The sequence below is a fragment of the Streptomyces sp. NPDC041205 genome (assembly GCF_055591765.1).
In genome coordinates this window covers 617791-640419 of sequence record NZ_JBVIZH010000001.1, presented here as the reverse complement: position 1 = coordinate 640419, position 22629 = coordinate 617791, and the positions used below count along the sequence as shown (strand labels likewise).

The following is a 22629-nucleotide window of genomic DNA, read 5'->3' as shown; positions in this document are numbered from 1 at the left end:
GCCCCTTACGGCCGCTTGCCCCAGGGCCGCGCCCCCCTCACTCCGGGATGCGCACCGCCGTCCCCGCCACCCGCACCCGCGCGTCCCCGTCCCGCAGCGTCACCGTGAGCAGCCCGGGGCGCCCCATGTCCGCGCCCTGGTGGAGGGTCAGTTCGGCGGTGGCGGGGACCAGGCCGAGTGCGCGGGCGTACGCGCCGAAGGCGGCCGCCGCCGCGCCCGTCGCCGGGTCCTCGACGACGCCGCCGACCGGGAACGGGTCGCGGGCGTGGAAGACCGTCGCGCTCTCCCGCCACACCAACTGCACGGTCGTCAGGTCGAGCCGGAGCATCAGGGCCTTCAGCCGGTCGAAGTCGTAGTCGAGGTCGGCGAGGCGGGCGCGGGTGGCGGCCGCGAGCACCAGGTGTCGGTTGCCCGCGAAGGCGATCCGGGGCGGCAGGCCGGGGTCGAGTTCGTCCGCGCGCCAGCCGAGCGCGGCGAGCGCCTCCTCGACGTCGGCTGCCGCGGCCTCGTCGACGTGCGGCTCCACGCTGGTCAGGGTCGCCCGCAGCGTGCCGTCGGACTCGGTGACGCGCACCGGCACGGCCCCGACGCGGGTGGCGAACACGAGGTCGCCGGGCCCGTCGCGCTCCGCGAGGGCGACGGCCGTCGCGACCGTGGCGTGCCCGCAGAAGGGGACCTCGGCCTGCGGGCTGAAGTAGCGCACGGTGAAGGAGCGGCCGCCGTCGTCGGGCGCGGCCGGGCCGGGGGTGAGGAACGCCGTCTCGCTGTAGCCGAGTTCGGCGGCGACGGCGAGCATGGCCGCGTCGTCGAGGCCACGCGCGTCCAGGACGACACCGGCAGGGTTGCCGCCTGCGGGGTCGGTGGCGAAGGCGGTGTAACGCAGCACGTCAGAGTGGTTCGGGGCGTGATCGTTATGGCTCATGCCGGACGACAACCGCCGCGCGGCCGGGTCCATTCCCGGTCGCGCGGCGGATTTCACCCCGTGTTGCTCAGTGGCAGTTCTTGGTCCCGTGGTCCCGGGTCGTCCAGGAGCAGGAGTCGAGCTGGGCGCCGCTCGGCTTGAGCAGCCGGGCCTTGTCGCTGGTGTTGTTCCACACGTACGAGCCCTGGCCCCAGTAGCGCACGCCCGAGGCGTTGGTGCCCTTGCCGGTGCGGACCTTCACGGTCTTGCCCGCGCCGATCTTGTAGCTGCCGAAGGTGTACGTGAAGCCCGTGTTGTCCTTCAGCTTGTAGCCCTTGAGCTGGATGGCGCTGCGGGAGTTGTTGTGGATGTTCACCCACTCCGCGTTGCGCGAGCTGTTGGAGCCGGTGTCACGGCCCGGGCTGTCGTACTGGATGAAGCCGAGGTGCAGGCCGCCCTGGTGGGCCGCGGCGGTCGCGGGCGCGGCGACGAGCAGCGGGGCCGCGACAGCGGTGGCGGCGAGGACGGCGGTGGCCATCGAACGTATGCGCAACTTGTGCTCCGTATGTGAAGTTCCCGTGGAGAGCAGCGAGCTTAGTACGTCGTTGTACGACATCGGGGGCCGCTCCGTGCATATGACTGGAACTCGGCCCTCCCCGCCGTACTGCAATCGGCCCGCCCCGTCCTACGCGCGGCCCGGGCGGCCAGCCGGGGACCTCGCCGTCAGCCGCGTCCGACGTACGGCATCGTCGTGGCGAGCACGGTCGCGAACTGCACGTTCGCCTCCAGCGGCAGCTCCGCCATGTGTCGCACGGTGCGGGCCACGTCCGCCGCGTCCATCACCGGCTCGACCGCGAGCTGCCCGTTCGCCTGGAGGATCCCCGAGCGCATCCGGTCGGTCATGTCGGTGGCGGCGTTGCCGATGTCGATCTGTCCGACGGCGATGCGGTACGGGCGCCCGTCCAGGGACAGGGACTTGGTCAGGCCCGTCAGCGCGTGCTTCGTGGCGGTGTACGCGACGGAGTGCGGGCGCGGGACGTGCGCGGAGACGGAGCCGTTGTTGATGATGCGGCCGCCCTGCGGCCGCTGCTCCCGCATCTGCCGGAACGCGGCCCGGGCGCACAGGAACGCGCCATTCAGGTTGGTGTCCACGACCTGGCGCCACTCGGCGTAGTCCAGCTCCTCGACGGGTGTGCCGCGGGGGCCGAACGTACCGGCGTTGTTGAAGAGCAGGTCGAGGCGGCCGAAGCGGTCGGCCGCGGCGGCGAAGAGGGCGGCCACGTCGTCGGGGGACGTGACGTCCGTGCGCAGGCAGAGGGCGCGGGCCGCCGCGGGGGCGGTGGCCAGGGCCGCGGTCTCGCGCAGCGTCTCCTCGCGGCGGCCCGCGAGCGCCACCGACCAGCCCGCGCCGAGGAGTTCGAGGGCGACGGCGCGGCCGATTCCGGAGCCCGCCCCGGTGACCACGGCGTTCTTCGGCGGTGCCGTTGGCTCAGCGTTCATGGCCCCGCAGCGTACGGGAGGGTCCGCCACCCGGACCTCATCTGCCCGCCATTTGGCTGTTGTGTACGTGACAGGCGGGTGTCGTCCCCAGACACTCCAATGCATCTTGCAACCATCGTCAGGGGAGGGGCACATGACACCCGCAGCACAGCACGCACCCGAACTCCGCGCCGCCGCACGCCACTTGGGGCGCCGCCGGTTCCTCACCGGCACCGGCGCGGCCGCCGCCCTGGCCTTCGCCACCAACCTGCCCACCGCCGGAGTCGCGGGCGCCGCCGAGATGGACGCCGCCCGCGTGTCCGACGATCCCTTCACCCTCGGCGTGGCCTCCGGCGACCCGCAGCCGAACTCCGTGCTGCTGTGGACCCGGCTCGCACCCAAGCCCTTCGAGGAGAACGGCGGCCTTCCCGCCGAGCGCGTCACCGTCCACTGGGAGCTGGCCCGCGACCCGCGCTTCAAACGCGTCGTCAGACGCGGCACGGCCACCGCGCACCCGGAGTTCACCCACTCCGTGCACGTCCAGGTGGACCACATCGACGCCGACCGGACGTACTACTTCCGCTTCCGTGCCGGGAAGTGGTTCAGCGAGACCGGCCGCACCCGCACCGCCCCGCACGCCTCCAGCCGGTCCGCGCTCACCCTGGCCGCCGTGTCCTGCCAGGCCTACCACGACGGCTACTTCACCGCGTACAAGCACCTCGCCGAAGACGACGTCGACGTCGTCTTCCACCTCGGCGACTACCTCTACGAGTACGCCGTGAACTCCGTCGGCGGCGCCCGCAAGTACACCGACCGCGTGCTGCCCGACGTCTTCAACCGCGAGACGCAGACCCTCGACGACTACCGGCGCCGGTACGCGCTCTACAAGTCCGACCCCGACCTGCGGGCCGCACACGCCGCCCACCCCTTCGTCGTCACCTGGGACGACCACGAGGTCGAGAACAACTACGCCGACGACCTCGACGAGAACGGCAACCCGCCCGAGGAGTTCCTCCTGCGCCGCGCCTCCGCCTACCGCGCGTACTGGGAGAACCAGCCGCTGCGCCGGCCGCAGCGGCCCACCGGGTCCGACATGCAGCTCTACCGCCGCCTCGGCTGGGGGCGCCTCGCCCAGTTCGACATCCTCGACACCCGGCAGTACCGGTCCGACCAGGCCTACGGCGACCGGGCGCACGTGCCCGGGCCCGAGTCCCTCGACCCCAAGCGGACCATCACCGGCGCCAGCCAGGAGCGGTGGCTCGTCGACGGGTGGCGGCGCTCGCACGCCGTCTGGAACGTCGTCCCGCAGCAGGTCACCTTCTCCCAGCGCAAGCTCGACCTCAACCCCGTCGCCAAGGTCAGCATGGACGCCTGGGACGGGTACGCCGCCTCCCGCGACCGGGTGCTCGCCGGGGCCGAGGCCGCCGGTGTCGACAACCTCATGGTGCTCACCGGGGACGTGCACGTCGGGTACGCCTTCGACATCCTGGACGACTTCGACGACCCGTCGTCCGACGTCGTCGGGACCGAGATCGTCGCCACGTCCATCGCCAGCGGCAAGGACGGGGCGGAGCGGCCCGCCAACTGGGAGACCTATATGAAGGCCAACCCGCACCTGAAGTTCTACAACGGGCGTCGGGGCTATGTGACCGTCGGCCTGGACCGGCGACAGGCCCGGGCCGACTTCAAGACGGTGTCGGCCGTCACCACGCCGGGGGCGCCGATCGTGACGGCGGCGTCGTTCGTGGTGGAGGCGGGGGAGCCTGGCCTGCGGCCCGCCTGACCCGGTGCGGGTGGGCCGGGGGCACCCCCGTATCGGCGCTCCGCGCCTCGTCCTCAATCGCCGGACGGGCTGTCTCCCACCCACCCGCCCGACCTTCCCCCGGCGCCACCCAAAAGCCCGGCACCCTCTGGCCCGAAACACCTCGCCCCGCTGGGCACCTGTGAGCCCGCCCCGGCGAGATTTCAGCCCGTCCGGCGTTTGAGGACGAGGCCGAAGGCCGATCGGCGGCGGCCCGTCCCCCCCCGCACACCCAGCCCGCCCCGGCAAGTATTCAGCCCGGCCGGCGTTTGAGGACGAGCGCGCAGCGCGATCGGCGGTGGGCTGTCCCAGCCGCAGGGGGCGTCGGCGGCTGGCTGGGGTCCAGGGGGCGCAGCGCCCCGGTTCCGGAGAAGGGGCGGGACCGGGGCGCCCCGCGAGGACCGAGCACACCCCGCGCCCTGAGACGATAGGGGGCACTACCAACTACCGGGGAGGGGCGCGATGCCGGAGCGCGGGCAGGCGGCGGAGAGACAGACCGAGGGACGGATACCCGGGGCGGCGGGGCCCACCGGAGCCAAGGACCCCGCCGCCCTGCGCGTGGCGACCGGCGCCCTGGTCACCCTCATCCTCGGCGGCCTCACCGCCATGCCCCCCTTGTCCATGGACATGTACCTCCCGGCCCTGCCGGAGGTCACCGACGCCCTGCACGCCCCCGCGGCCACGATCCAGCTGACCCTCACGGCCTGCCTCACCGGCATGGCCCTCGGTCAACTCGTCGTCGGCCCGATGAGCGACAAGTGGGGCCGCCGCCGCCCCCTCCTCGGCGGCCTCCTCGTCTACATCCTCGCCACCGCGATCTGCGCCCTCGCCCCCACGGCGGAGCTCCTCATCGCCTTCCGCCTCCTCCAGGGCCTCGCGGGCGCCGCGGCGATCGTGATCGCGCGGGCCGTGGTCCGAGACCTGTACGACGGCGTGGAGATGGCCAGGTTCTTCTCCACGCTGATGCTGATCTCCGGCGTCGCCCCGATCGTCGCGCCGCTGATCGGCGGCCAGGTCCTGCGCCTGACGGACTGGCGCGGCATCTTCGTCGTCCTGACGGTCATCGGGATCGCGCTGACCGTCCTGGTGTGGCGCTGCCTGCCGGAGACCCTGGCACCGGCGGACCGCCACGACGGCGGCACGGTCCAGGCGCTGCGTACGATGCGCGGCCTGCTCGCGGACCGCGTGTTCGCGGGCTACATGGTCGCGGGCGGCTTCGCCTTCGCCGCGCTGTTCGCGTACATCTCGGCCTCGCCGTTCGTGATCCAGGAGATCTACGGCGCGTCGCCGCAGACGTTCAGCCTGCTCTTCGGCGTGAACTCGGTCGGCCTGATCATCGTCGGCCAGATCAACGGCAAGCTACTCGTGGGCCGCGTCAGCCTCGACAAGGCCCTCGGCTTCGGGCTCGCGGTCATCACGCTCGCCGCGACCGCGCTGCTCCTGATGACCAGCGGCGTCTTCGGCGACGACATCGGGCTCGCGCCGATCGCCGTCGGCCTGTTCGTGCTGATGTCGGCGATGGGTCTGGCCATGCCCAACACCAACGCCCTCGCCCTGATGCGCACCCGCCACGCCGCCGGTTCCGCCTCCGCGCTGCTCGGTACGTCCTCCTTCCTCATCGGCGCGATCGCCTCGCCCCTGGTCGGCATCGCGGGCGAACGGACGGCCGTGCCGATGGCCGTCGTCCAGCTGTCGTGCGCGCTGGCGGCCGTCGCCTGCTTCGTGGGACTGTGCCGCCCGTGGCAGCACAACCAGAACGCGCAGGTGACGGAGCCGGGGACCGCGTCGGCACCGGAGGGCGGGACCGCGACCGCGCCCCGGCCCCGGAAGTCGGACCGCTGACCGCCTCCCCGGTGCTGCGGCCCGGCTCCCCGGAGCACGCCGGACTCGACGCGGCCGAACTGCGCCGACTCGTCCACGACGTGCGGGCGCTGCCCGAGGGGCCCCGCCCGTGGTGCGCCGGCGCCGTCGTCCTCGCCGGGCGCGGCCCGGTGATCGCGGTGGCGGAGGCGGTGGGGTGGGCCGTGCGGTACGCAGGGGCGGGCGGGAGCACCGCGCCGCGCGCCGCCGACGGCACGCCTGTCGACGCCGCGCCCCGGGCGAGCGTCGCGCCCCATGCCGCCGACGGCACCCCTGCCGACTCCGCGCCCTGGACGAGCGCCGCGCCGCGCGCCGCCGACGGCACGCCTGCCGACGCCGCGCCCCGCGCGAGCGTCGCGCCCGGCGCCGCCCACGGCACCCCCGCCGGCCCCGCACCACGAGCGAGCGCCCCGCCCTCCACCACCGGAAGCCCGGCCGACGGCACCCCCGTCGAGCTGCCTCCGGCCGACCGCGTCCCCATGACCGTCGACACCCCCTTCGACCTCGCCTCCCTCACCAAGCTCTGCACCACCATCGCCGCCGTGCAGCAGTTGGAGCGCGGTGCGCTCGCCCTCGACGAGCCGGTCGCCCGGTACGTCCCCGAGTGCACGGGCGCCGCCGCGCACGGCATCACGGTGCGGCAGTTGCTCACGCACACCTCGGGGCTGCGGCCCGAACTCCCGCTGTACGAGCTGCCCGACATGCCGTCGCGGCTGCGGGCGCTGCGGACCGAGGTGCCCTCCGGCGAGGTGGGCGCGTACGTCTACTCGGACCTGAACATGCTGCTCCTCCAGCAGGTCCTGGAGCGGGTCACGGGCCGCGGCCTCGACGTGCTGATCCGGGACGGGATCACCCGGCCGCTCGGCATGGGCGCCACCCGGTTCGGGCCGTGCCCCGGCGCCGCCGCGACCGAGGACCAGCGGCGGCCGTGGGCCAAGGCGGACCGGGGCATGCTGCGGGGCGAGGTGCACGACGAGAACGCGTGGGCGCTCGGGGGCGTGGCCGGGCACGCCGGGCTCTTCGGCACCGCCCGCGACCTGGCCGTGCTGTGCCGGACCCTGCTGAACGGCGGTACGTACGGCTCCGCCCGGATCCTCGGCCCCGACCACGTCCGCCTGATGCTGGCCGCGCCCGGCCTCGGCTTCGGCGTGGACCAGGCGTGGTTCATGGGGGACCTCGCCGGCCGGGGCGCCGCGGGGCACACCGGCTTCACCGGTACGTCCCTCGTCCTCGACCCCGCCACGGACACGTTCCTGGTGCTCCTCGCCAACACCGTCCACCCCCGGCGGCAGCCCCACGACAACGGTCCCCGGGTCCGTGCGGCCACGACGCTGGCGCGGGCCGTGGCGGTGGGGCCCGCGCCCGGGGCCGCCCGGCGGCCTCCCGCCCCCGCGGGCCACTAAACTCACGGGGTGCGCGACCAAGCTTCCCCCGCAGAGACCCTCCGTACCGCCCTCGCGGGCCTCCTGGAGGACCTGCCGCCCAAGGCGGCCGCCCAGGCCGTCGACCGGCTCATCGCGAACTACCGCGGCACCACCCCCACCGGCGCGCCCGTCCTGCGCGACCGCGCCGACGTCACCGCCTACGCCGCGTACCGCATGCCCGCCACCTTCGAAGCGGCCCGCTCCGCGCTCGACGCGCTCGCCGCCGCCGTGCCCGCCGACTGGAGCCCCGCCGGGCACACCGACATCGGCGGCGGCACCGGCGCCGCCACCTGGGCCGTCAACGCCACCTGGCCCGGCGAGCGGTCCGTCACCGTCCTCGACTGGGCCGAGCCCGCGCTCGCCCTCGGGCGGGAGATCGCCGCCGCCAACCCGGAGCTGGTCCCCGCCCGGTGGCAGCGCGCCCGCATCAGCGCCTCCCTCGACGTGCCGTCCGCCGCCCTCGTCACCGTCTCGTACGTCCTCGGTGAGCTCACCGACGACGACCGTGCCGCCGTCGTCGACGCCGCCGCCCGGGCCGCCACCGACGCCGTCGTCGTCGTCGAACCCGGTACGCCCGACGGGTACGCCCGTGTCCTCGACGCCCGCTCGCGGCTGCTCGGCGCCGGGTTCCGGGTCGCCGCGCCCTGCCCCCACAGCGACGCCTGCCCCATCGTGCCCGGTGAGGACTGGTGCCACTTCTCCGTCCGCGTCGCCAGGTCCTCCCTCCACCGGCAGGTCAAGGGGGGCTCCCTCGCCTACGAGGACGAGAAGTTCTCGTACGTCGCCGCTGTCCGGCCCGGCGCCGTCCCTCCCGTCCCCTCGCCCGCCCGAGTCGTCCGCAAGCCGCAGATCCGCAAGGGGATGGTGCTGCTCGACCTGTGCGACGCGGAGGGCGCCCTGCGCCGGGAGACGGTGACGAAGCGGCACGGCGCCCTGTACCGCGAGGCCCGCGACGCCGCCTGGGGCAACCCCTGGCCCCCGCCCGGGACCTGACCCCGCGGCTGCCCCTGGGCTCACCCCCGCTACCGGCGCTCCGCGCCTGGTCCTCGATCGCCGGACGGGCTCTCTCCCGCCCACCCGCCCCACCTATGCCCCGGCTCACAAAAGCCCGGCACCCTCGGGCCCCGAACCACCCCACCCCACAACACCGCCCCACCCCACCCCACAACGTCGCCTTCCCGGCCCGGCCCGCTGCGCCTCTCCGTCCCCGATGCCCGCTGCGCCCCTTCGGCCCGGCCTCGCAGTGCCCCTTCGGCCCGGCCTTGCTGTGCCTCTCCGGCCGAGGCCGCTGCGTCTCTCGGGCCGAGGGCTTCGCTGCGCCTCTCCAGCCCGGCCTCGCAGTGCCTCTCCGGCCCGCCCCGGCGTAGTTTTCAGCCGGTCCGGCGTTTGAGGACGAGGCGCGGAGCGCCGATTCGGGGGTGCCCCCGGCCCACCCGGAGGGGAGTCCCATCCCCGGGGCCCAGGGGCGCAGCCCCGGTTTCGGGAAAGGGGCGGGGTCGGGGAGCCCCCGGCAGGGCCCCCGGACCGCAACTTCTTAGAACCCTCTTAACCCCACCAACTATCCAATCCCCATGCCCCCCAAGCGAACCCTCGCCCTCGCCCTGGCCGTCACGACGGCCGCCACCCTCACCGCCGCGGCGGCCCCCGAGCCCACCCCCGCCCACCCCCACGGAGTGACCTTCGCCGTCGACGGCGGTACAGCGCACATCGACCCCGCGACCCTCGCGGTGAGCGCCCGCACGGACGACGGCCGCACCCAGCGTCTGAGCGCCCCCGCGGCCACGGACCTCGGCCGCCCCGGCCCCGTGCGGCGCGCCGGCAAGGGGCGGGTGGGGTGGAGTTACCCGGAGAGGGAGCTGAAGGCCACCGCCCGCGTCGACCACGGCCGCCTGGCCCTCACCCTCACCGCCGACCGGGACACCAAGGTCAGGTGGCCGGTGACGGGGGCCAGGGGGAGCCTCCAACTCCCGCGCGGGGAGGGCCTGGACATCCCCACGGCCGACCCCTTCTGGACCTCGGGCGAGCAGAAGCTCACGGGCACCACGGCCGACGTGAGTGCCGACCTGACCCTGCCCCTGTGGGGGTACTCGGCGGGACGGCACGGCGTCAGTTACCTCATACCGACGGATATCGGGACGGACCTCACGTTCGGCAAGGGCCCAGGCGGCCACCTGCGCACCACGGCCGCCCACACCTTCGACAAGGGCGACGGCACGCGCGCGTACACCGTCACCTTCGCCCTCACCGACGGCACCCCCGTCGCCCCGGCCGCGGACTACCGCGCGTACCTCTCCGAACACGGGCGCCTCGGCAGCCTGAAGGAGAAGATCCGCCGCAACCCGGCGACGAAGCGCCTCCTCGGCGCCTCGCACGCGTACGTGTGGGGAGAGGCCCGCACCCCGGCGGGCATCCGGCGCCTGCGTGCCCTCGGCGTGGACGGGATGTGGCTGGGGTACGACGCCGGGCCCGACCCGATGGGGAAGGGGGCCGTCGCCGCGGCCAAGAAGGCGGGGTACCTCGTCGGCCCGTACGACACCTTCGCCAACGGGCAGGACCCGAAGACCGCCGACAGCCCCACGTCGGTGTGGCCGGGCAGCGTCTACCCGGACTTCTGCGTCCGCGACGCCGACGGCCGCCCCCGCACCGGATTCGGCGGCCGGGGCTGCTACTTGAGCTCGGCGGCCTTCGAGCGCGCCGAACCCACCCGGCACCTCCTCGCGCACCGCACCCGCGCGATGGTGCGGAACGGCGCCGACAGCTACTTCCTGGACGTCGACGCCACCGGCGAGCTGTTCCGTGACCACGCCGCCGCGCACCCGATGACGAAGGCGGGCGACCGCGCCCACCGCCTCGCCCGGATGCGCCGCATCGCCGGCTCCGGCCTGGTCCTCGGCTCCGAGTCCGCCCAGGCCTGGGCGAATCAGGTGGTCGCCTTCGACCACGGCAGCGCCACGCCCGTCGCCGACGGACTGTGGGCGCTGCAGAAGGACCGGGAGAAGTGGGGCGGTTACTACCCGGAGGCCGCCCCGGGCATCTTCTTCAAGCCGGTCCGGCTCCCGGCCTCGCTCTCCAAGGCCATGTACGACCCGCGCTACCGCGTCCCGTTGTACGGGACAGCCCTGCACGGGGCGACCGTGAGCGCCGAGCGCTGGGAGCTGTCGTACGAGAAGCTGCCCGCCGAGAAGACCCGCCGCGCGCTGCTCGCGATGCTCTACAACCGGCCGCTGAACCATGTCCTCGACGGGCCGACGCTGGCCCGGCACGGGCGGGAGATCGCGGCGCTGCAGAAGTACTTCGCGCCGCTGCACCGGGCCGCCGGAGCCGAACGGCTCACGTCCTTCCGGTTCCTCACCGCCGACAGGCGGGTCCAGCGCACGGTTTTCGGCGACGGCGAGCTGACGGTCACCGCCAACTTCGGCGCCGCAGCCCGCGACGGGCTGCCCGGCGGCTGCGTGGACGCCCGGCTGCGCGGTGACGACCGGCCGCGTCGCCTGTGCCCGGCGGACCTGCGCTGACACGGGCCCGACACGCGAGAGGTGCGGGTGGTCCGTGACCACCCGCACCTCCCTGGCGCCGTGCGCTACTTGGCGCGCAGCTCCTGCGTGCAGCACTTCACGCTGCCACCGCCCTTGAGCAGTTCGCCGAGGTCCATGCCGATCGGTTCGTAGCCGCGCTCGCGCAGCGGCTCGAAGAGACCGACGGCGGCCTGCGGGAGCAGCACGTGCAGGCCGTCGGAGACCGCGTTCAGACCGAGGGCGAGGGCGTCCGCCTCCGTGGCGATCAGCGCGTCGGGGAACAGACGGCGCAGGACCGCCTGGCTCCCGGGCGAGAACGCGTCGGGGTAGTACATGACGTCGTCGGTGGCGTCGTCGAGGACCGCGAGCGCCGTGTCCAGGTGGTAGTAGCGCGGGTCGACGAGGTCGAGGCCGATCACCGGGCGGCCGAAGACCTCCTGGGCCTCGCCGTGCGAGAGCGGGCTGGCACGGAAGCCCCGGCCCGCGAGCACGTAGCTGGAGGTGACGGCGAAGTCGCCCTCGCCCTCGTTGATGTGGGTCGGCTCCTGGACCTCGGTGAAGCCGTTGGCCCGGAACCACTCCAGGTGCGCGGCCGCCTCGGGCTGCCGCTCGGGGTGGACGAAGCTCGCGCCCAGGACGCGGCCGTCGACGACGGTCGCGCCGTTCGCCGCGAAGACCATGTCCGGCAGGTCCGGGTGCGGCGTCAGCTCCTCGACGGTGTGGCCGAGCGAGCGGTAGCGGTCGCGCAGGTCCTCCCACTGGGCGACGGCGAGCGGGACGTCGACGGGTTTGGTGGGGTCCATCCAGGGATTGATGGAGTACGTGACCTTGAAGTGTGCGGGTGCGCACATCAGGTAGCGCCGGGGTGTGGCGCGCCGGGCAACTCGATGCAACGAAGGCTCCTCACGGACCGCAGGGGCTGGTGCTGCCCATGGTGCGGTCTGAGGAGCCTTCGCGCAGCGATCTGAGCCCTATCTGCTGCGATCTGGGCGGGTATTTACTCATGAACCGGGCGCTTTTGGGGCCCTGGGCTGTATTTCGACCGGCGCTTTCGGGGGCGCGGGCCGCTCGCCGGCCGGGTGCTCGGGGGTCATGACTCGTTCTTCGCCGCCCGGCCTTCCTGGAGCTTGCGCAGCAGCTCGCGCTTCTGCTCCTGCGGGCTGAGGCCGCCGCCGACCCGGCCGGAGCCGCGGCCGCCGCGCAGCGCCTTGCGGGAGAGGTTGGTGCGCGTACCGCCGACGCCGAGCATTCCGGATCCGCCTCGTGACATGTCGTACCTCCAGGGAAGAGAGTGCGTAAGTGGCGAGACGTATCGTCTCGTCTTGGGGTCGAGCTTAGGCGAGACGCTGCGTCTTGTCGAGTGGTTTTGCGTGAGCCGGGGTGCTGGTGAGACGCGGCGTCTCGCGGCGCTGCTACATTCGTTGCCATGGCTCAGAAAACCGCCCCTGACTCCACCCGCCGCAGCGAGCGCTCGCGCCGCGCCATCTACGACGCCGCCCTCGCCCTGGTCGGCGAGGTCGGCTACGGCAAGATGACGATCGAGGCCATCGCCGCCCGCGCCGGTGTCGGCAAGCAGACGATCTACCGCTGGTGGCCCTCCAAGAGCGCCGTCCTCCTCGACGCCTTCCTCGACCTGTCCGAGCAGGCCTCCGCCGAACTGAGCGCGAAGGCGGGGCTCGAAGAGGTCGCGACCGCCATCCCCGACACCGGGGACCTGGAGGCCGACCTCAAGTACGTGCTGCGCGCCACCGTCGACGAGATGACCAACCCCAAGTTCGACGCCCCGGCCCGCGCCCTGGCCGCCGAGGGCGTCGTCAACGAGGCGCTCGGCGCCGAATTCGTCGAGAAGCTGCTCGAGCCGCAGCTCCAGCTCTACGTCGACCGGCTGCGCGCCGCCCAGGAGTGCGGCCAGGTAGCCCCGCACGTCGACCCGCGCGTCGCCCTCGAACTCTGGACCGGGCCGCTCGCCCAGCGCTGGCTCCAGCGCACCGCCCCGCTCGGCTACGAGTACACCGACACCCTCGTCGAGTACGCCCTGTACGGCATCGCGCCCCGCTGACCCGAGGCCGGCCGGACCGCCGCCCGCGCCGCCTTCGCCCGGCCCTTGAGAGGCGTGCGCGAGAGCAGGCCGGGCGCGTCCGTGATCACGCCGTCGCAGCCGAGCCGCAGCACCCGGTCGCGCTGGCGGGGCGTGGTCACGGTGTGCGCCCACACCCGGGGGATGCCGGAGTTGACGGCCCGCAGCAGATCCGCGTCCCGCGCCTTGTAGTCCACGTCGAGGACGTCGACGAACGACGCCCAGTCCCGCGGGCGGTCGGAGCGCAGCTGGGTCCGGGAGCGCCACAGCTGGGCGAGCAGGCCCAGGTGGTGGGCGCGGCGGGCCACCCAGGGCTTGTTGGTGTTGACGAACACCGAGCGGGCCAGACCGCGCGCGTGGATCATCGTGCCGAGCCGGGCCAGGCTCTGCGGGTCCTTGGCCTCCAGCATCAGCACCACGCGGCCGCCGAAGCGGTCGAGGACCTCCGCCACCGTCGGCGGCCGTTCGGCGCGCCAGCGGCCCGGTACGCCCGTCGGCGGGCGCAGCCGCACCCGCTGCCACTCCGGCAGGCTCAGCCCGCGCACCGGACCCCGCGAGAACGTGGTGCGGTCCAGGGTCGCGTCGTGCATCACCACCAGCGTGCCGTCGCGCAGCATCCTGGTGTCGACGTCGATGACCTGCGCCGTGCGCCGCTCGAAGGCGGCCATCAGGCCGGACATGCTGTTCTCCGGCACTTCGAGGGCGCCGCCCCGGTGCGCGGTGTAGACGACCGGGGGGAGCGCGTCGACGGTGAGCGGGCCGCCGCCCCACTCCAAGGGGGTCAGGAAACCGGCCGGGCCCGCGAGGGCGAGGGCGGTGAGTCCCGTCAGCACAGTCCTAGTGGCCATGCCGAACACCGTAGGTGCGCGATTCGCCGCACAGCGTGAAATGACGCGCTATGTCACCCAGCGGCTGGCATCACCCCAGGTACCCCGGATGTGGACTACGGCCACCCGGGGCGCAGGATGGTGGGACCATAGGTCATGCTGTTCCGCACAATGGCGAGGTGAGGGGATAGATGGGCGCAGAGTTCGGCCGGACGTCCGGCGCGCAGGGCAGGATCTCCCAGTGGCTTCGCCGACGCGCGCGTTCCGGCGCCGAGGCGAGCGCGGGCGCCGAGAGTGCCCGCCGCGAGGACCTGCTGCTCGCCGTCGCCGCCGCGGGGCTGCCACTGGCCCCCGCCGCCCACCCCGCCGGGTACCGATGTTCCTGCGACCGCATCGGCTGTCCCACCCCCGCCCGGCACCCCGTGTCCTTCGCCTGGCAGACGCAGTCCACCACCGACCGCGCGCAGGTCGAGCGCTGGGCCCGGCACCAGCCCCAGGCCAACTTCATCACCGCGACCGGCATGGTGCACGACGTCCTCGACGTCCCCCTCGACGCGGGCCGGGCCGCCCTGGTGCGGCTGCTCGCCGCCGAGGTGGAGGTCGGCCCCGTCGCGGAGTCCGAAGGCGCGGGCGACCAGGGGCGGATGCTGTTCTTCACGGCGACCCGCGGCACCCCCGAGGACGAGGACGAGTGGTGGCCGTGCGAGCTGGACTGCCACCCGGAGACGATGGACGAGCACCCCGGCCTGCGCTGGCACTGCCGCGGGTCGTACGTCCTGGTGCCGCCCGCGCGGCTGCCCGGTGACCTCGCCGTCGGCTGGGTCCGCGGACCGGAGTTCGCGCTGCCCGACCCGCTGACGCTCCTGGAGATCCTCACCGACGAGTGCGCGCGGTACGCGGAGGAGCCGGAAGAGGGCGCCGAGGACGCGGAGGGCGCGGGGGCCTGGCCGCTGCGGGGCTAGCGCGGCTGTCGCGGGGCTGGTCCCGCGCGGCCGGGGAAGCGCGTGCCGCAGGGCCGCCCGCACTACTCGCCCTTGGCCCCCACCAGCCCTTGCATCCGGCTGAGGACCTTCACCTTGCCCGTGCCCTCGGGGTCGAGGGCCACCTGGTTCGAGACGCGCTCCAGCATGACGGACTGCTTCGCCTCGCCCTTCATCAGCGCCTTCACGTCCGCGTCCACGGTGACGTTGAGGCCCTTGGACGCGGTCTGCTTCTCGTAGTGGTGCGTGGAGAAGAACACCAGCGCGCCGCCGTCCTTCGTGCGCAGGCCCAGCGGGGCGAACGCGCCCCCGTCGCGCGGCTGGTCGATGTACTGGACGGCGAGGCCGAGCCGCCGCTTGTTGCGGTCGCGGGCCGCCTTCCACTGCGTGGTGTGCGGGCCCGGCTCGAAGGTGTCGCCGCCCGACTTCAGGAACGCGGTGTACTCGCCGCCGAGCCGCCGTGGCGCCACCGCGAGCCCGGAACCGCCGACGGCGACCGGCTCGACGTGGCCGTCCTCGTCCTTCTCCAGCTCGGGCAGCCGGTCGGGCAGCACCAGGTTGAGGTACGTCGCCTCCCACAAGGAGTCCGCGTCGGCGCGGGTGAAGGCGATCAGCCAGCGGTAGCCGTGCGGCTTGCGGTTGGCCCGCGCGTCGACGACGAACCACCGCGGCCAGCCGGCCTTCTTGGGGATGGCGTACTTCACATCCGTCAGCTTCAGCGGCACGTACCGGGAGTTGCCGTCCGGGTGCTGCGCGTGCCGTGCCTTCAGGCCCGCCTGGTTGATGGCGCCGAGGGGGCCGGTGACGCGGGCGGCGTTCAGCGTCGGGTCGTACACCTTGTCCGCCTTGTTGTAGGCGGTGAGGAAGTCCTTCAGCGCGCGGGCGGCCTCGGGTCTGGTGGCCGTGCGCACGACCTCCCGCTCGCCGTGCACCGTCACGCATCCGCTCGCCGTCAGCGAGAGGACCGCCACCGCCGCCGCGTACGACACCGGCCGGCCGAGCCTGTGAATCCTGCTCATCGGATACCTTCACCTACCCCTGTCCCGGGCCCGAACCCTATCGGGGCCGGGAAGGCGCCGGACGCCGGGCTCCGGCAGTGCGGCAGACGTCCTCAAGAGCCCACAGTGTCCGCACTGGCCGGATTCGCCGGTTCCGGGGCGGGAGTGCGCGGCCGGTTCCGGGACGGGGCCAGGAACAGCGCGAGCACCGGCACCAGATACAGCGACCACACCACGACCTGGACGACCGTCGGGTTCGGCTGGAAGTTGAACACGCCCTTCAGGAGCGTGCCGTACCAGCTGTCCGGCGGGATCGTCGCGCTGATGTCGAACGCCTTGTTCCGCAGGCCGCCGACGAACTCCGCCTCCTGCAGGTCGTGCACGCCGTACGCGAGCACGCCCGCCGCGACCACGACCAGCATCGCGCCGGTCCAGGTGAAGAACTTCGCCAGGTCGATGCGCACCGCGCCGCGGTAGAAAAGCCAGCCGAGGACGACCGCGGTGAGCAGGCCGAGGAGCACACCGGCCAGCGGCGCGTGCGTGCCGTCGTTGGACGCCCGCACCGACGCCCACACGAACAGCGCCGTCTCCAGGCCCTCGCGGCCCACCGCCAGGAACGCCGTGGCGACCAGCGCCGCCGTGCCCATCCGGAGCGCCGCGTCGAGCTTGCCGTGCAGTTCGGCCTTGAGGTGGCGGGCGGTGCGCCGCATCCAGAAGACCATCCACGTCACCAGGATCACCGCGACGATCGACAGCGAACCGCCCAGCGCCTCCTGCGCCTTGAACGTCAGCTCCTGTGAGCCGAAGGTCAGCGCGCAGCCGAAGCCGAGCGACAGCGCCGCCGCGACTCCGACACCGGTCCACACCGGCACCAGCGCGTCCCGCCGCTCGGTCTTCACCAGGTAGGCGATGAGGATGCACACGACCAGGCTGGCCTCAAGGCCCTCGCGCAGGCCGATCAGGTAGTTGCCGAACATCGCCTCATGCCTCCCCGGTGAACAGCGCGCGGCCCCACCAGTCGTTCTTGTCCCGCACCCCGGGCGGGATCGCGAAGACCGCCGAACCCACGTGCTGGATGTACTCGTTGAGCGCGTCCGACGCCGCGAGGGAGCGCTGCACCGGGATGAAGCCCTTGCGGACGTCGCGCTGATAGGCCAGGAAGAACAGGCCCGCGTCCAGGCGGCCCAGGCCGTCGGTGCCGTCGGTGAAGGAGTAGCCGCGGCGCAGGATCGTCGCGCCGCCGTTGCTCCTCGGGTGCGCGAGCCGCACGTGCGCGTCCGGCTTCATCGCCCGCAGGAACGGTTCGTCGCGCTCCTTGGCCTTGCCGACGGCGGCGCCCTCGCCCTTGTCGCGGCCGAAGATGTCCTCCTGCTCCTGGAGCGAGGTGCGGTCCCAGGTCTCGATGTTCATGCGGATGCGGCGGGCGACCAGGTAGGAGCCGCCGACCATCCAGTCGGGGCCGTCCTTCGCGCCGACCCACACATGCTCGGCGAGGGCCTTGTCGTCCGTGCCGGAGATGTTGCGGGTGCCGTCCTTGAAGCCCATCAGATTGCGGGGCGTCTGGGCCTCGGGGGTCGTCGAGGACGTCTTGCCGAAGCCGAGCTGCGACCAGCGGACGGCGACCTTGCCGAAGCCGATGCGGGCCAGGTTGCGGATCGCGTGCACCGCGACCTGCGGGTCGTCGGAGCACGCCTGGACGCACAGGTCGCCGCCGCTGCGGGTCCGGTCCAGGTTGTCGCCGGGGAACTTCGGCAGGTCGACCAGGGCCTCGGGCCGCCTGTCCGCCAGGCCGAACGCCTCGCCGTGCTTCGCGAACAGGGACGGGCCGAAGCCGATCGTGAGGGTAAGCCGTGCGGGTTTGAGGCCCAGGGCCTCGCCGGTGTCGTCCGGCGGCGCCTCGGCGAGCCCGCCGAACGCGCCCTCGCCGACGGCGTGCCCGGCGGTCATCCGCGCGGCTGCCTTCGTCCACTCCTTCAGGAGCGCGACGAACTCCTCGCGGTCGTCCGTCTTCACGTCGAACGCCGCGAAGTGCAGCCGGTCCTGCACGCCCGTCGCGATGCCCGCCTGGTGCGTGCCGTGGAAGCCGACGGCGGCGCCGGTCGTGCCCGCGGGCACCACGTCGTCGCCGGAGTCCGGGCGCGTCATCGCCACCGCGCCGCCCGCCGCGGCGGCGCCGAGCGCGAGCCCGGCCCCGCCCCAGCCGAGCAGCGCGCGCCGCGACGGGGCGCCGGAATCGGCAGGGTCGGTGGGGGGTGTACGGGTGGTGTCGGTGGGGTTGGTGTCCTCAGCCATGGCTGTGCCTTCCCGGAGCGCGGCCGCGCCTCACTTGGACTTCTTGACCACGGCCGCCGCCAGCTTCGACAGCGGCTCCGCGAGCGCGTTCACGCTGTCGTGCAGTTCCTTGCGGTCCGCCTTGCCGACCTTGTCGTAGGAGACGAAGGCGTACGACGCCGCGTCGCCCTTGTCCAGACGGTGCTTGTCGAGCAGCTTGTCCAGGGCGGCGAACTGCTTGTCCAGCTCCTTGGTGAGCGCCGGGTCGTTCTCGGAGGCCACGGGCTTCAGGAGCGCGTACGCCTTCTCGGCGCCCTCGACGTTGGCCTTGAAGTCGACCAGGTCGGTGTGCGAGTAGCGCTCCTCCTCGCCGGTGACCTTGCCGGTGGCGACCTCGTCGAGGAGTTCCTTGGCGCCGTTGGCCATGGAGGACGGCGTGATCTCGGCCTTGCCGACGCGCTTCTGCCAGTCCGTGAGGTCCTCATCGAGCCGCGTCGCGAGGTCCTTCTCGCGCTGCCCGATCTTCTTGTCCTTCCAGAGCGCGCGCTCCAGGCGGTGCCAGCCCGTCCAGTCCTTCTCCGGGTCCTGGCCCTCCGCCAGGCCGTCCGCGCGCACGTCGACCTTCGGGTCGATGTCGCCGAAGGACTCCGCGACCGGCTCCGTGCGCTCCCAGCCGACGCGGGAGGGCGCGTACGCCTTCTTCGCGGCCTCCAGGTCGCCCTTGCGCACGGCGTCGGTGAACACCTTCACCTTGGGCAGCGTCCCGTCGGCCTGCGCCTGGGTGTACGCGCGGTACTCGGCGACGGCCTTGTCCAGTCGCGGGTCCCGCTTGGCGACCTTTCCGCCGCCGGTGGCCTTCACGTCCTGGCGGATGCCCTTGCCCTTCATGCCGGGCACACAGGCGATCCGGTACGCGCCCGCCTTCACCTCGGCGGTCAGGTTCTGCTTGGTGCCGGGGCCGATGTTCTCGCGCTCGGTGACGATGCGGTCGTCCGGGAACAGGATGTACACCTCGGTGACCTTGGAGCCCTTGTTCTCCACGGCCAGCTCGACGTGGCCGGCCGGGAACTCCTTCTTGGACACCTCGCACTTGTCGTCGCTCGCCGTCACCTTGACGGCGTCGTCGCCCGCTTCGCTCTTCTCGGTGCAGCCCGTGACGGCGGCCAGCGCCGCGGCCGTCGTGACAGCGGTGAGGGCGGTGAGACGGGCGCGGCGCATGGGAACTCCAGGGGGATGAACTGGCACGAAGGCACACAGAAGAACTGGCGTGTCGGGCCAGTGAGGTGGGCCTAACTTAACCGACCCTTACTTCGGACCTACCCATGAGGAGGTAAAGCGCAGGTCAAGCGATGGTGCGTAGCGGCGTGACGAGCGGCACCCCGGTCCGCGGGTGCGGGAACACCTCGATGGGCTGTCGGTACACGTCCGAGAGCAGCCCGTCCTCGAAGACGTCGGCGGGCGCCCCGTCGGCCGCGACGACCCCGCCGTCCAGGATCACCACGCGGTCCGCGTAGGCCGCCGCGAGCCCCAGGTCGTGCAGGACGACCACCACTGCGTCGCCCGCGGCGGCCCGTTCCCGGCAGACCCGCAGGACCAACTCCTGGTGGCGCAGGTCGAGCGCGGCCGTCGGCTCGTCGAGCAGCAGCAGGGGGGCGCGCTGGGCGAGCACCCGGGCGAGCGCCACCCGCGCCCGCTCGCCGCCGCTGAGCGCGGAGAACGGCCGGGCCGCGAACGCGCCCACCTCGGTGGCCGCCATCGCCGCGCGCACGATCCGGTCGTCCTCGTCCGCGAGGCGCGTCCCGGCCCAGGGCGCCCGGCCCATCCGGACGACGTCCTCGACCGGGAAGGGGAAGGAGAGGGCGGCCGACTGCGGCAGGACGGCCCGGCGCAGGGCGAGTTCGCGCGCGGGCCAGTCCGGGGCGGGGCGGCCGCAGACGGACACCGTGCCCGCGTCGGCGGGCAGGTCGGCGGCGAGCGCGGCAAGGAGGGTGGACTTGCCCGCCCCGTTGGGGCCGACCAGGGCGAGCACCTCGCCCGCGCGGGCCGTCACCGTCACGCCCCGCAGCACCTCGCGGCCGCCGAGCCGCACCCGGAGGTCCGCCGTCTCGGCGAGCACGTCGCCGGGCTCGACGGGTCCTGGCAGGACCCGGTCGCGTACCCCGAAGATCCGCTTGCTCAGGGTCCCGATCATGCCCAGCCCCCTTGCTTGCGGCGGGTCCTGCGCAGCAGCCAGAAGAAGAAGGGGCTGCCGAAGAGCGCGGTGAGCACGCCGAGCGGCAACTCGGCGGGCGCGGCGACGGTGCGCGCCGCGAGGTCGGCGCCGACGAGGACGACGGCCCCGCCGAGCGCGCTGCCCGGCACCAGGAACCGGTGCCCAGGACCCGCCGCCATCCGCAGCAGATGCGGCACGAGCAGCCCCACGAACGTGATGATCCCCGCCACCGCGACGGCCGCGGCCGTGAGCAGCGCCACCACGAGCACGAGCACCATCCGCAGCCGCTCCACGTCCACGCCCAGATGGCGCGCGGGCCGCTCCCCGAGGGCGAGCAGGTCCAGCTTGCGCGCGTACAGCGGCGCGACGAGGAGTCCGGCCGCCGCGCACGGCAGGACGGCGAGCACCTTCGGCCAGGTGGCCTGCGCCAGCGAGCCGAGCTGCCAGAACGTGATCTGGGTGACCTGCGCGTTGTCCGCGAAGAAGAGGAACAGGCCGATGAGCGCGCCCGCGAAGGCGTTCACGGCGATGCCGGTGAGGATCAGCGTGACGACTTCCGTACGGCCGCCGTCGCGCGACAGGACGTACACGAGCAGCACCGTCGCGAGCCCGGCGACGAACGCGCAGACGGTGACGGTCCAGTTGCCGAGGAAGCTGAGCCCGAGGGCGATGGAGGCGACCGCGCCGACCGCCGCGCCCGAGGAGATCCCGATGACGCCCGGCTCCGCGAGGGGATTGCCGAACACGCCCTGCATCAGCGCGCCCGCGCATCCCAGGGACGCGCCCACGAGCAGCGCGAGGACCACGCGCGGCAGCCGCACGTTCCACAGCACGCTCTCGCCGACCCGGTCGAGCGCGTGCCCGCCGAGGCCCGTGCGGTGCTGGACGGAGGCGAGCACGTCGCCGAGGGGGATGTCGTACGCGCCGATCCCGGCGGAGAGCAGGGCGAGGAGCAGGAGCGCGGCGGTGAGGGCGGTGGTGAGGAGGAAGGGGGCGCCGCGGCGGGCGGGGCGCGGGGCGGGCGCGGCCGCTTCGGCCGCTGGGTCCGGGGCGGTGTCCGTGGGCCCGGTCGCGGTGCGGTCCGGGGTGGTTTTCGGGCCGGTGTCCGAGCCCGCGCCCGGTCGTGCGGCGAGCGTCACTTGGCGTCCTTGTAGAGCTGGTCCACCAGGGACTTGAGGACCTGGTCGGTGCGGGGGCCGTAGTTGAGCAGGACGCCGTCCTCGATGGACACCACCCGGCGGTCCATGCCCGCGGGCGTCTCCGCCACGCCGGGGATCTTCACCAGGCCGTCGAGTCCGCCCACGGAGTCGAGCCCCTTCGACATCACCAGGATCGCGTCCGGCGCGGCCTTGGCCAGGGCCTCGCTGGTGATGGCGGTGAAGTCCTTCTTCAGCCCCGACGCCTTGCCCGCGTCCACCGCGCCCGCCGCCTCCAGGAGCGAGCCCGCGCCGGACTCGCGCCCGCCGAGCAGATAGACGGAGGCCGATCCGCGCAGGTAGAGGAAGGCGACCCGGGGCTTCTCGGACTGCTTGGGCACGGTCGCGCGCACCTTCGCGATCCGGTCCTCGGTACGGGACTTGAGCGCGGCGCCCGCCTTGTCGACGCCGAGGGCCCGGGCCACCGCCTCGATGCGCGGGCCCACGTCGGCGAGGCTCTTGGCCGGTTCGAGGACGACGAGGGGGATGCCCGCCGAGCGGATCTGGTCGACGGCCTCGGCCGGGCCGGTCGTGGTGTCGGCGAGGACGACCGTCGGCTTCAGGGACAGCACGCTCTCCGCCGAGACGTCGTGGGCGCGCGTCACCACCGGCAGCTTCTTGGCCTGGTCGAAGGTGGCGGTGATGTCGCGCGCCACCACGTTCTCGCCGAGCCCGAGCGTGAACACGATCTCGTTCAGGCTGCCGGTCAGCGGCACGATCCGGCTGGTGTCCTCGACGGTGACCTGCTTGCCGTCGGCGGACTTCACGGTCGCGGGCAGCTTCGGCGCCGCCTCGGCCGCGAGCGGCTCGACGCGGTCGGCCGGCGCGGCCTTCGCCCGCGGTCCGCCGCCGTCCCCCGTGCCGTCGCCGTCGCCGGACGAGCCGCACCCGGCGAGGGTGAGCGCGAGCGCGGCGGTCACCGCGCTGACGAGGCCGCCGATACGGAGTGAGCGCGGCTTGCGCACCGAAGTCCACCGTCCTGTCGTGCTGTTGGGGTCTCAGGCCGTCGCGGTGTCCCGAACGGCCGGGGTGGCTGTGGCGTGGGGTTCCGCGCCACGATGATCGTAGTTTAGGTTAGCCTTACCTTA

General features: G+C 73.5%; 20 protein-coding genes. 7 read left to right on the top strand and 13 right to left on the bottom strand.

The window, feature by feature from the left end; genetic code table 11:
• Positions 1-37: 37 nt before the first annotated feature.
• The 3 genes from ACZ6BG_RS02860 to ACZ6BG_RS02850 form a co-directional block, all read right to left on the bottom strand.
• Complete coding sequence (locus ACZ6BG_RS02860; protein ID WP_468996070.1) at positions 38-922, bottom strand: PhzF family phenazine biosynthesis isomerase; 885 nt, start codon at positions 920-922, stop codon at positions 38-40.
• A 67-nt stretch (positions 923-989) separates the two neighbouring features.
• Positions 990-1454 carry a lamin tail domain-containing protein gene (locus ACZ6BG_RS02855; RefSeq protein WP_468996068.1) on the bottom strand — a complete coding sequence of 155 codons (465 nt, stop codon included), beginning with the start codon at positions 1452-1454 and terminating at the stop codon, positions 990-992.
• Between the two features lie 170 nt (positions 1455-1624).
• Positions 1625-2401: an SDR family oxidoreductase gene (locus ACZ6BG_RS02850; protein ID WP_468996065.1), complete on the bottom strand. Its 777-nt coding sequence runs from the start codon at positions 2399-2401 to the stop codon at positions 1625-1627.
• A gap of 133 nt (positions 2402-2534) precedes the next feature.
• On the opposite strand from ACZ6BG_RS02850, the gene ACZ6BG_RS02845 reads away from it, so the two are divergent.
• From ACZ6BG_RS02845 to ACZ6BG_RS02825, 5 genes are all read left to right on the top strand, one after another.
• Positions 2535-4163 (top strand): alkaline phosphatase D family protein, encoded by a 1629-nt coding sequence (locus ACZ6BG_RS02845; RefSeq protein WP_468996062.1) that lies wholly within the window; start codon positions 2535-2537, stop codon positions 4161-4163.
• Between the two features lie 480 nt (positions 4164-4643).
• On the top strand, positions 4644-6023 hold the full coding sequence (locus ACZ6BG_RS02840) for a multidrug effflux MFS transporter (protein WP_468996059.1): 1380 nt from the start codon (positions 4644-4646) through the stop codon (positions 6021-6023).
• Between the two features lie 80 nt (positions 6024-6103).
• Positions 6104-7444: a serine hydrolase domain-containing protein gene (locus ACZ6BG_RS02835; protein WP_468997872.1), complete on the top strand. Its 1341-nt coding sequence runs from the start codon at positions 6104-6106 to the stop codon at positions 7442-7444.
• Between the two features lie 9 nt (positions 7445-7453).
• A complete protein-coding gene (locus ACZ6BG_RS02830) occupies positions 7454-8458 on the top strand; it encodes a small ribosomal subunit Rsm22 family protein (protein ID WP_468996056.1) in 1005 nt (334 codons plus the stop codon).
• A 578-nt stretch (positions 8459-9036) separates the two neighbouring features.
• Positions 9037-10980 (top strand): glycoside hydrolase, encoded by a 1944-nt coding sequence (locus tag ACZ6BG_RS02825; protein ID WP_468996054.1) that lies wholly within the window; start codon positions 9037-9039, stop codon positions 10978-10980.
• Between the two features lie 65 nt (positions 10981-11045).
• On the opposite strand, the gene ddaH is transcribed toward ACZ6BG_RS02825, so the two are convergent.
• Both ddaH and ACZ6BG_RS02815 read right to left on the bottom strand, forming a co-directional pair.
• Positions 11046-11873, bottom strand: a complete 828-nt coding sequence (gene ddaH / locus ACZ6BG_RS02820) for a dimethylargininase (RefSeq protein WP_468996050.1) — start codon at positions 11871-11873, stop codon at positions 11046-11048.
• A gap of 197 nt (positions 11874-12070) precedes the next feature.
• Positions 12071-12250 carry a DUF6243 family protein gene (locus tag ACZ6BG_RS02815; RefSeq protein ID WP_468449395.1) on the bottom strand — a complete coding sequence of 60 codons (180 nt, stop codon included), beginning with the start codon at positions 12248-12250 and terminating at the stop codon, positions 12071-12073.
• 156 nt (positions 12251-12406) lie between these two features.
• Here ACZ6BG_RS02815 and ACZ6BG_RS02810 point away from each other — a divergent pair, with 156 nt between their 5' ends.
• On the top strand, positions 12407-13039 hold the full coding sequence (locus ACZ6BG_RS02810) for a TetR/AcrR family transcriptional regulator (RefSeq protein ID WP_468996048.1): 633 nt from the start codon (positions 12407-12409) through the stop codon (positions 13037-13039).
• Here ACZ6BG_RS02810 and ACZ6BG_RS02805 read toward each other — a convergent pair.
• Positions 12982-13905: a glycerophosphodiester phosphodiesterase gene (locus ACZ6BG_RS02805; protein ID WP_468996045.1), complete on the bottom strand. Its 924-nt coding sequence runs from the start codon at positions 13903-13905 to the stop codon at positions 12982-12984. The two genes, ACZ6BG_RS02810 and ACZ6BG_RS02805, sit on opposite strands and share 58 nt — an antisense overlap.
• A gap of 170 nt (positions 13906-14075) precedes the next feature.
• Here ACZ6BG_RS02805 and ACZ6BG_RS02800 point away from each other — a divergent pair, with 170 nt between their 5' ends.
• Positions 14076-14846 (top strand): bifunctional DNA primase/polymerase, encoded by a 771-nt coding sequence (locus tag ACZ6BG_RS02800; protein ID WP_468996043.1) that lies wholly within the window; start codon positions 14076-14078, stop codon positions 14844-14846.
• Between the two features lie 62 nt (positions 14847-14908).
• Here ACZ6BG_RS02800 and ACZ6BG_RS02795 read toward each other — a convergent pair whose 3' ends face one another.
• From ACZ6BG_RS02795 to ACZ6BG_RS02765, 7 genes are all read right to left on the bottom strand, one after another.
• Positions 14909-15883 (bottom strand): SCO2278 family lipoprotein, encoded by a 975-nt coding sequence (locus ACZ6BG_RS02795; protein ID WP_468996041.1) that lies wholly within the window; start codon positions 15881-15883, stop codon positions 14909-14911.
• A 92-nt stretch (positions 15884-15975) separates the two neighbouring features.
• Positions 15976-16839 carry an iron uptake transporter permease EfeU gene (efeU, locus tag ACZ6BG_RS02790; RefSeq protein ID WP_468996038.1) on the bottom strand — a complete coding sequence of 288 codons (864 nt, stop codon included), beginning with the start codon at positions 16837-16839 and terminating at the stop codon, positions 15976-15978.
• A 4-nt stretch (positions 16840-16843) separates the two neighbouring features.
• Complete coding sequence (gene efeB / locus ACZ6BG_RS02785; RefSeq protein WP_468996034.1) at positions 16844-18154, bottom strand: iron uptake transporter deferrochelatase/peroxidase subunit; 1311 nt, start codon at positions 18152-18154, stop codon at positions 16844-16846.
• A gap of 30 nt (positions 18155-18184) precedes the next feature.
• On the bottom strand, positions 18185-19351 hold the full coding sequence (efeO, locus tag ACZ6BG_RS02780; protein WP_468996031.1) for an iron uptake system protein EfeO: 1167 nt from the start codon (positions 19349-19351) through the stop codon (positions 18185-18187).
• A 124-nt stretch (positions 19352-19475) separates the two neighbouring features.
• Positions 19476-20324 (bottom strand): heme ABC transporter ATP-binding protein, encoded by an 849-nt coding sequence (locus ACZ6BG_RS02775; RefSeq protein WP_468996028.1) that lies wholly within the window; start codon positions 20322-20324, stop codon positions 19476-19478.
• Positions 20321-21484: a FecCD family ABC transporter permease gene (locus ACZ6BG_RS02770; RefSeq protein ID WP_468996024.1), complete on the bottom strand. Its 1164-nt coding sequence runs from the start codon at positions 21482-21484 to the stop codon at positions 20321-20323. Before ACZ6BG_RS02770 ends, ACZ6BG_RS02775 begins: the two co-directional genes overlap by 4 nt.
• The gene (locus ACZ6BG_RS02765) at positions 21481-22506 is read right to left on the bottom strand and encodes a heme/hemin ABC transporter substrate-binding protein (protein WP_468996019.1); all 1026 of its coding nucleotides are present in this window, start codon (positions 22504-22506) and stop codon (positions 21481-21483) included. Before ACZ6BG_RS02765 ends, ACZ6BG_RS02770 begins: the two co-directional genes overlap by 4 nt.
• Between the last annotated feature and the right edge of the window lie 123 nt (positions 22507-22629).

Coding starts and splice junctions, on each gene's coding strand:
- ACZ6BG_RS02860 (WP_468996070.1), bottom strand. CDS start 922: ATGAGCCATAACGATCACGCCCCGAACCACTCTGACGTGCTGCGTTAC.
- ACZ6BG_RS02850 (WP_468996065.1), bottom strand. CDS start 2,401: ATGAACGCTGAGCCAACGGCACCGCCGAAGAACGCCGTGGTCACCGGG.
- ACZ6BG_RS02845 (WP_468996062.1), top strand. CDS start 2,535: ATGACACCCGCAGCACAGCACGCACCCGAACTCCGCGCCGCCGCACGC.
- ACZ6BG_RS02840 (WP_468996059.1), top strand. CDS start 4,644: ATGCCGGAGCGCGGGCAGGCGGCGGAGAGACAGACCGAGGGACGGATA.
- ACZ6BG_RS02825 (WP_468996054.1), top strand. CDS start 9,037: ATGCCCCCCAAGCGAACCCTCGCCCTCGCCCTGGCCGTCACGACGGCC.
- ACZ6BG_RS02815 (WP_468449395.1), bottom strand. CDS start 12,250: ATGTCACGAGGCGGATCCGGAATGCTCGGCGTCGGCGGTACGCGCACC.
- ACZ6BG_RS02810 (WP_468996048.1), top strand. CDS start 12,407: ATGGCTCAGAAAACCGCCCCTGACTCCACCCGCCGCAGCGAGCGCTCG.
- ACZ6BG_RS02805 (WP_468996045.1), bottom strand. CDS start 13,905: ATGGCCACTAGGACTGTGCTGACGGGACTCACCGCCCTCGCCCTCGCG.
- ACZ6BG_RS02800 (WP_468996043.1), top strand. CDS start 14,076: ATGGGCGCAGAGTTCGGCCGGACGTCCGGCGCGCAGGGCAGGATCTCC.
- ACZ6BG_RS02795 (WP_468996041.1), bottom strand. CDS start 15,883: ATGAGCAGGATTCACAGGCTCGGCCGGCCGGTGTCGTACGCGGCGGCG.
- efeU (WP_468996038.1), bottom strand. CDS start 16,839: ATGTTCGGCAACTACCTGATCGGCCTGCGCGAGGGCCTTGAGGCCAGC.
- efeB (WP_468996034.1), bottom strand. CDS start 18,154: ATGGCTGAGGACACCAACCCCACCGACACCACCCGTACACCCCCCACC.
- efeO (WP_468996031.1), bottom strand. CDS start 19,351: ATGCGCCGCGCCCGTCTCACCGCCCTCACCGCTGTCACGACGGCCGCG.
- ACZ6BG_RS02775 (WP_468996028.1), bottom strand. CDS start 20,324: ATGATCGGGACCCTGAGCAAGCGGATCTTCGGGGTACGCGACCGGGTC.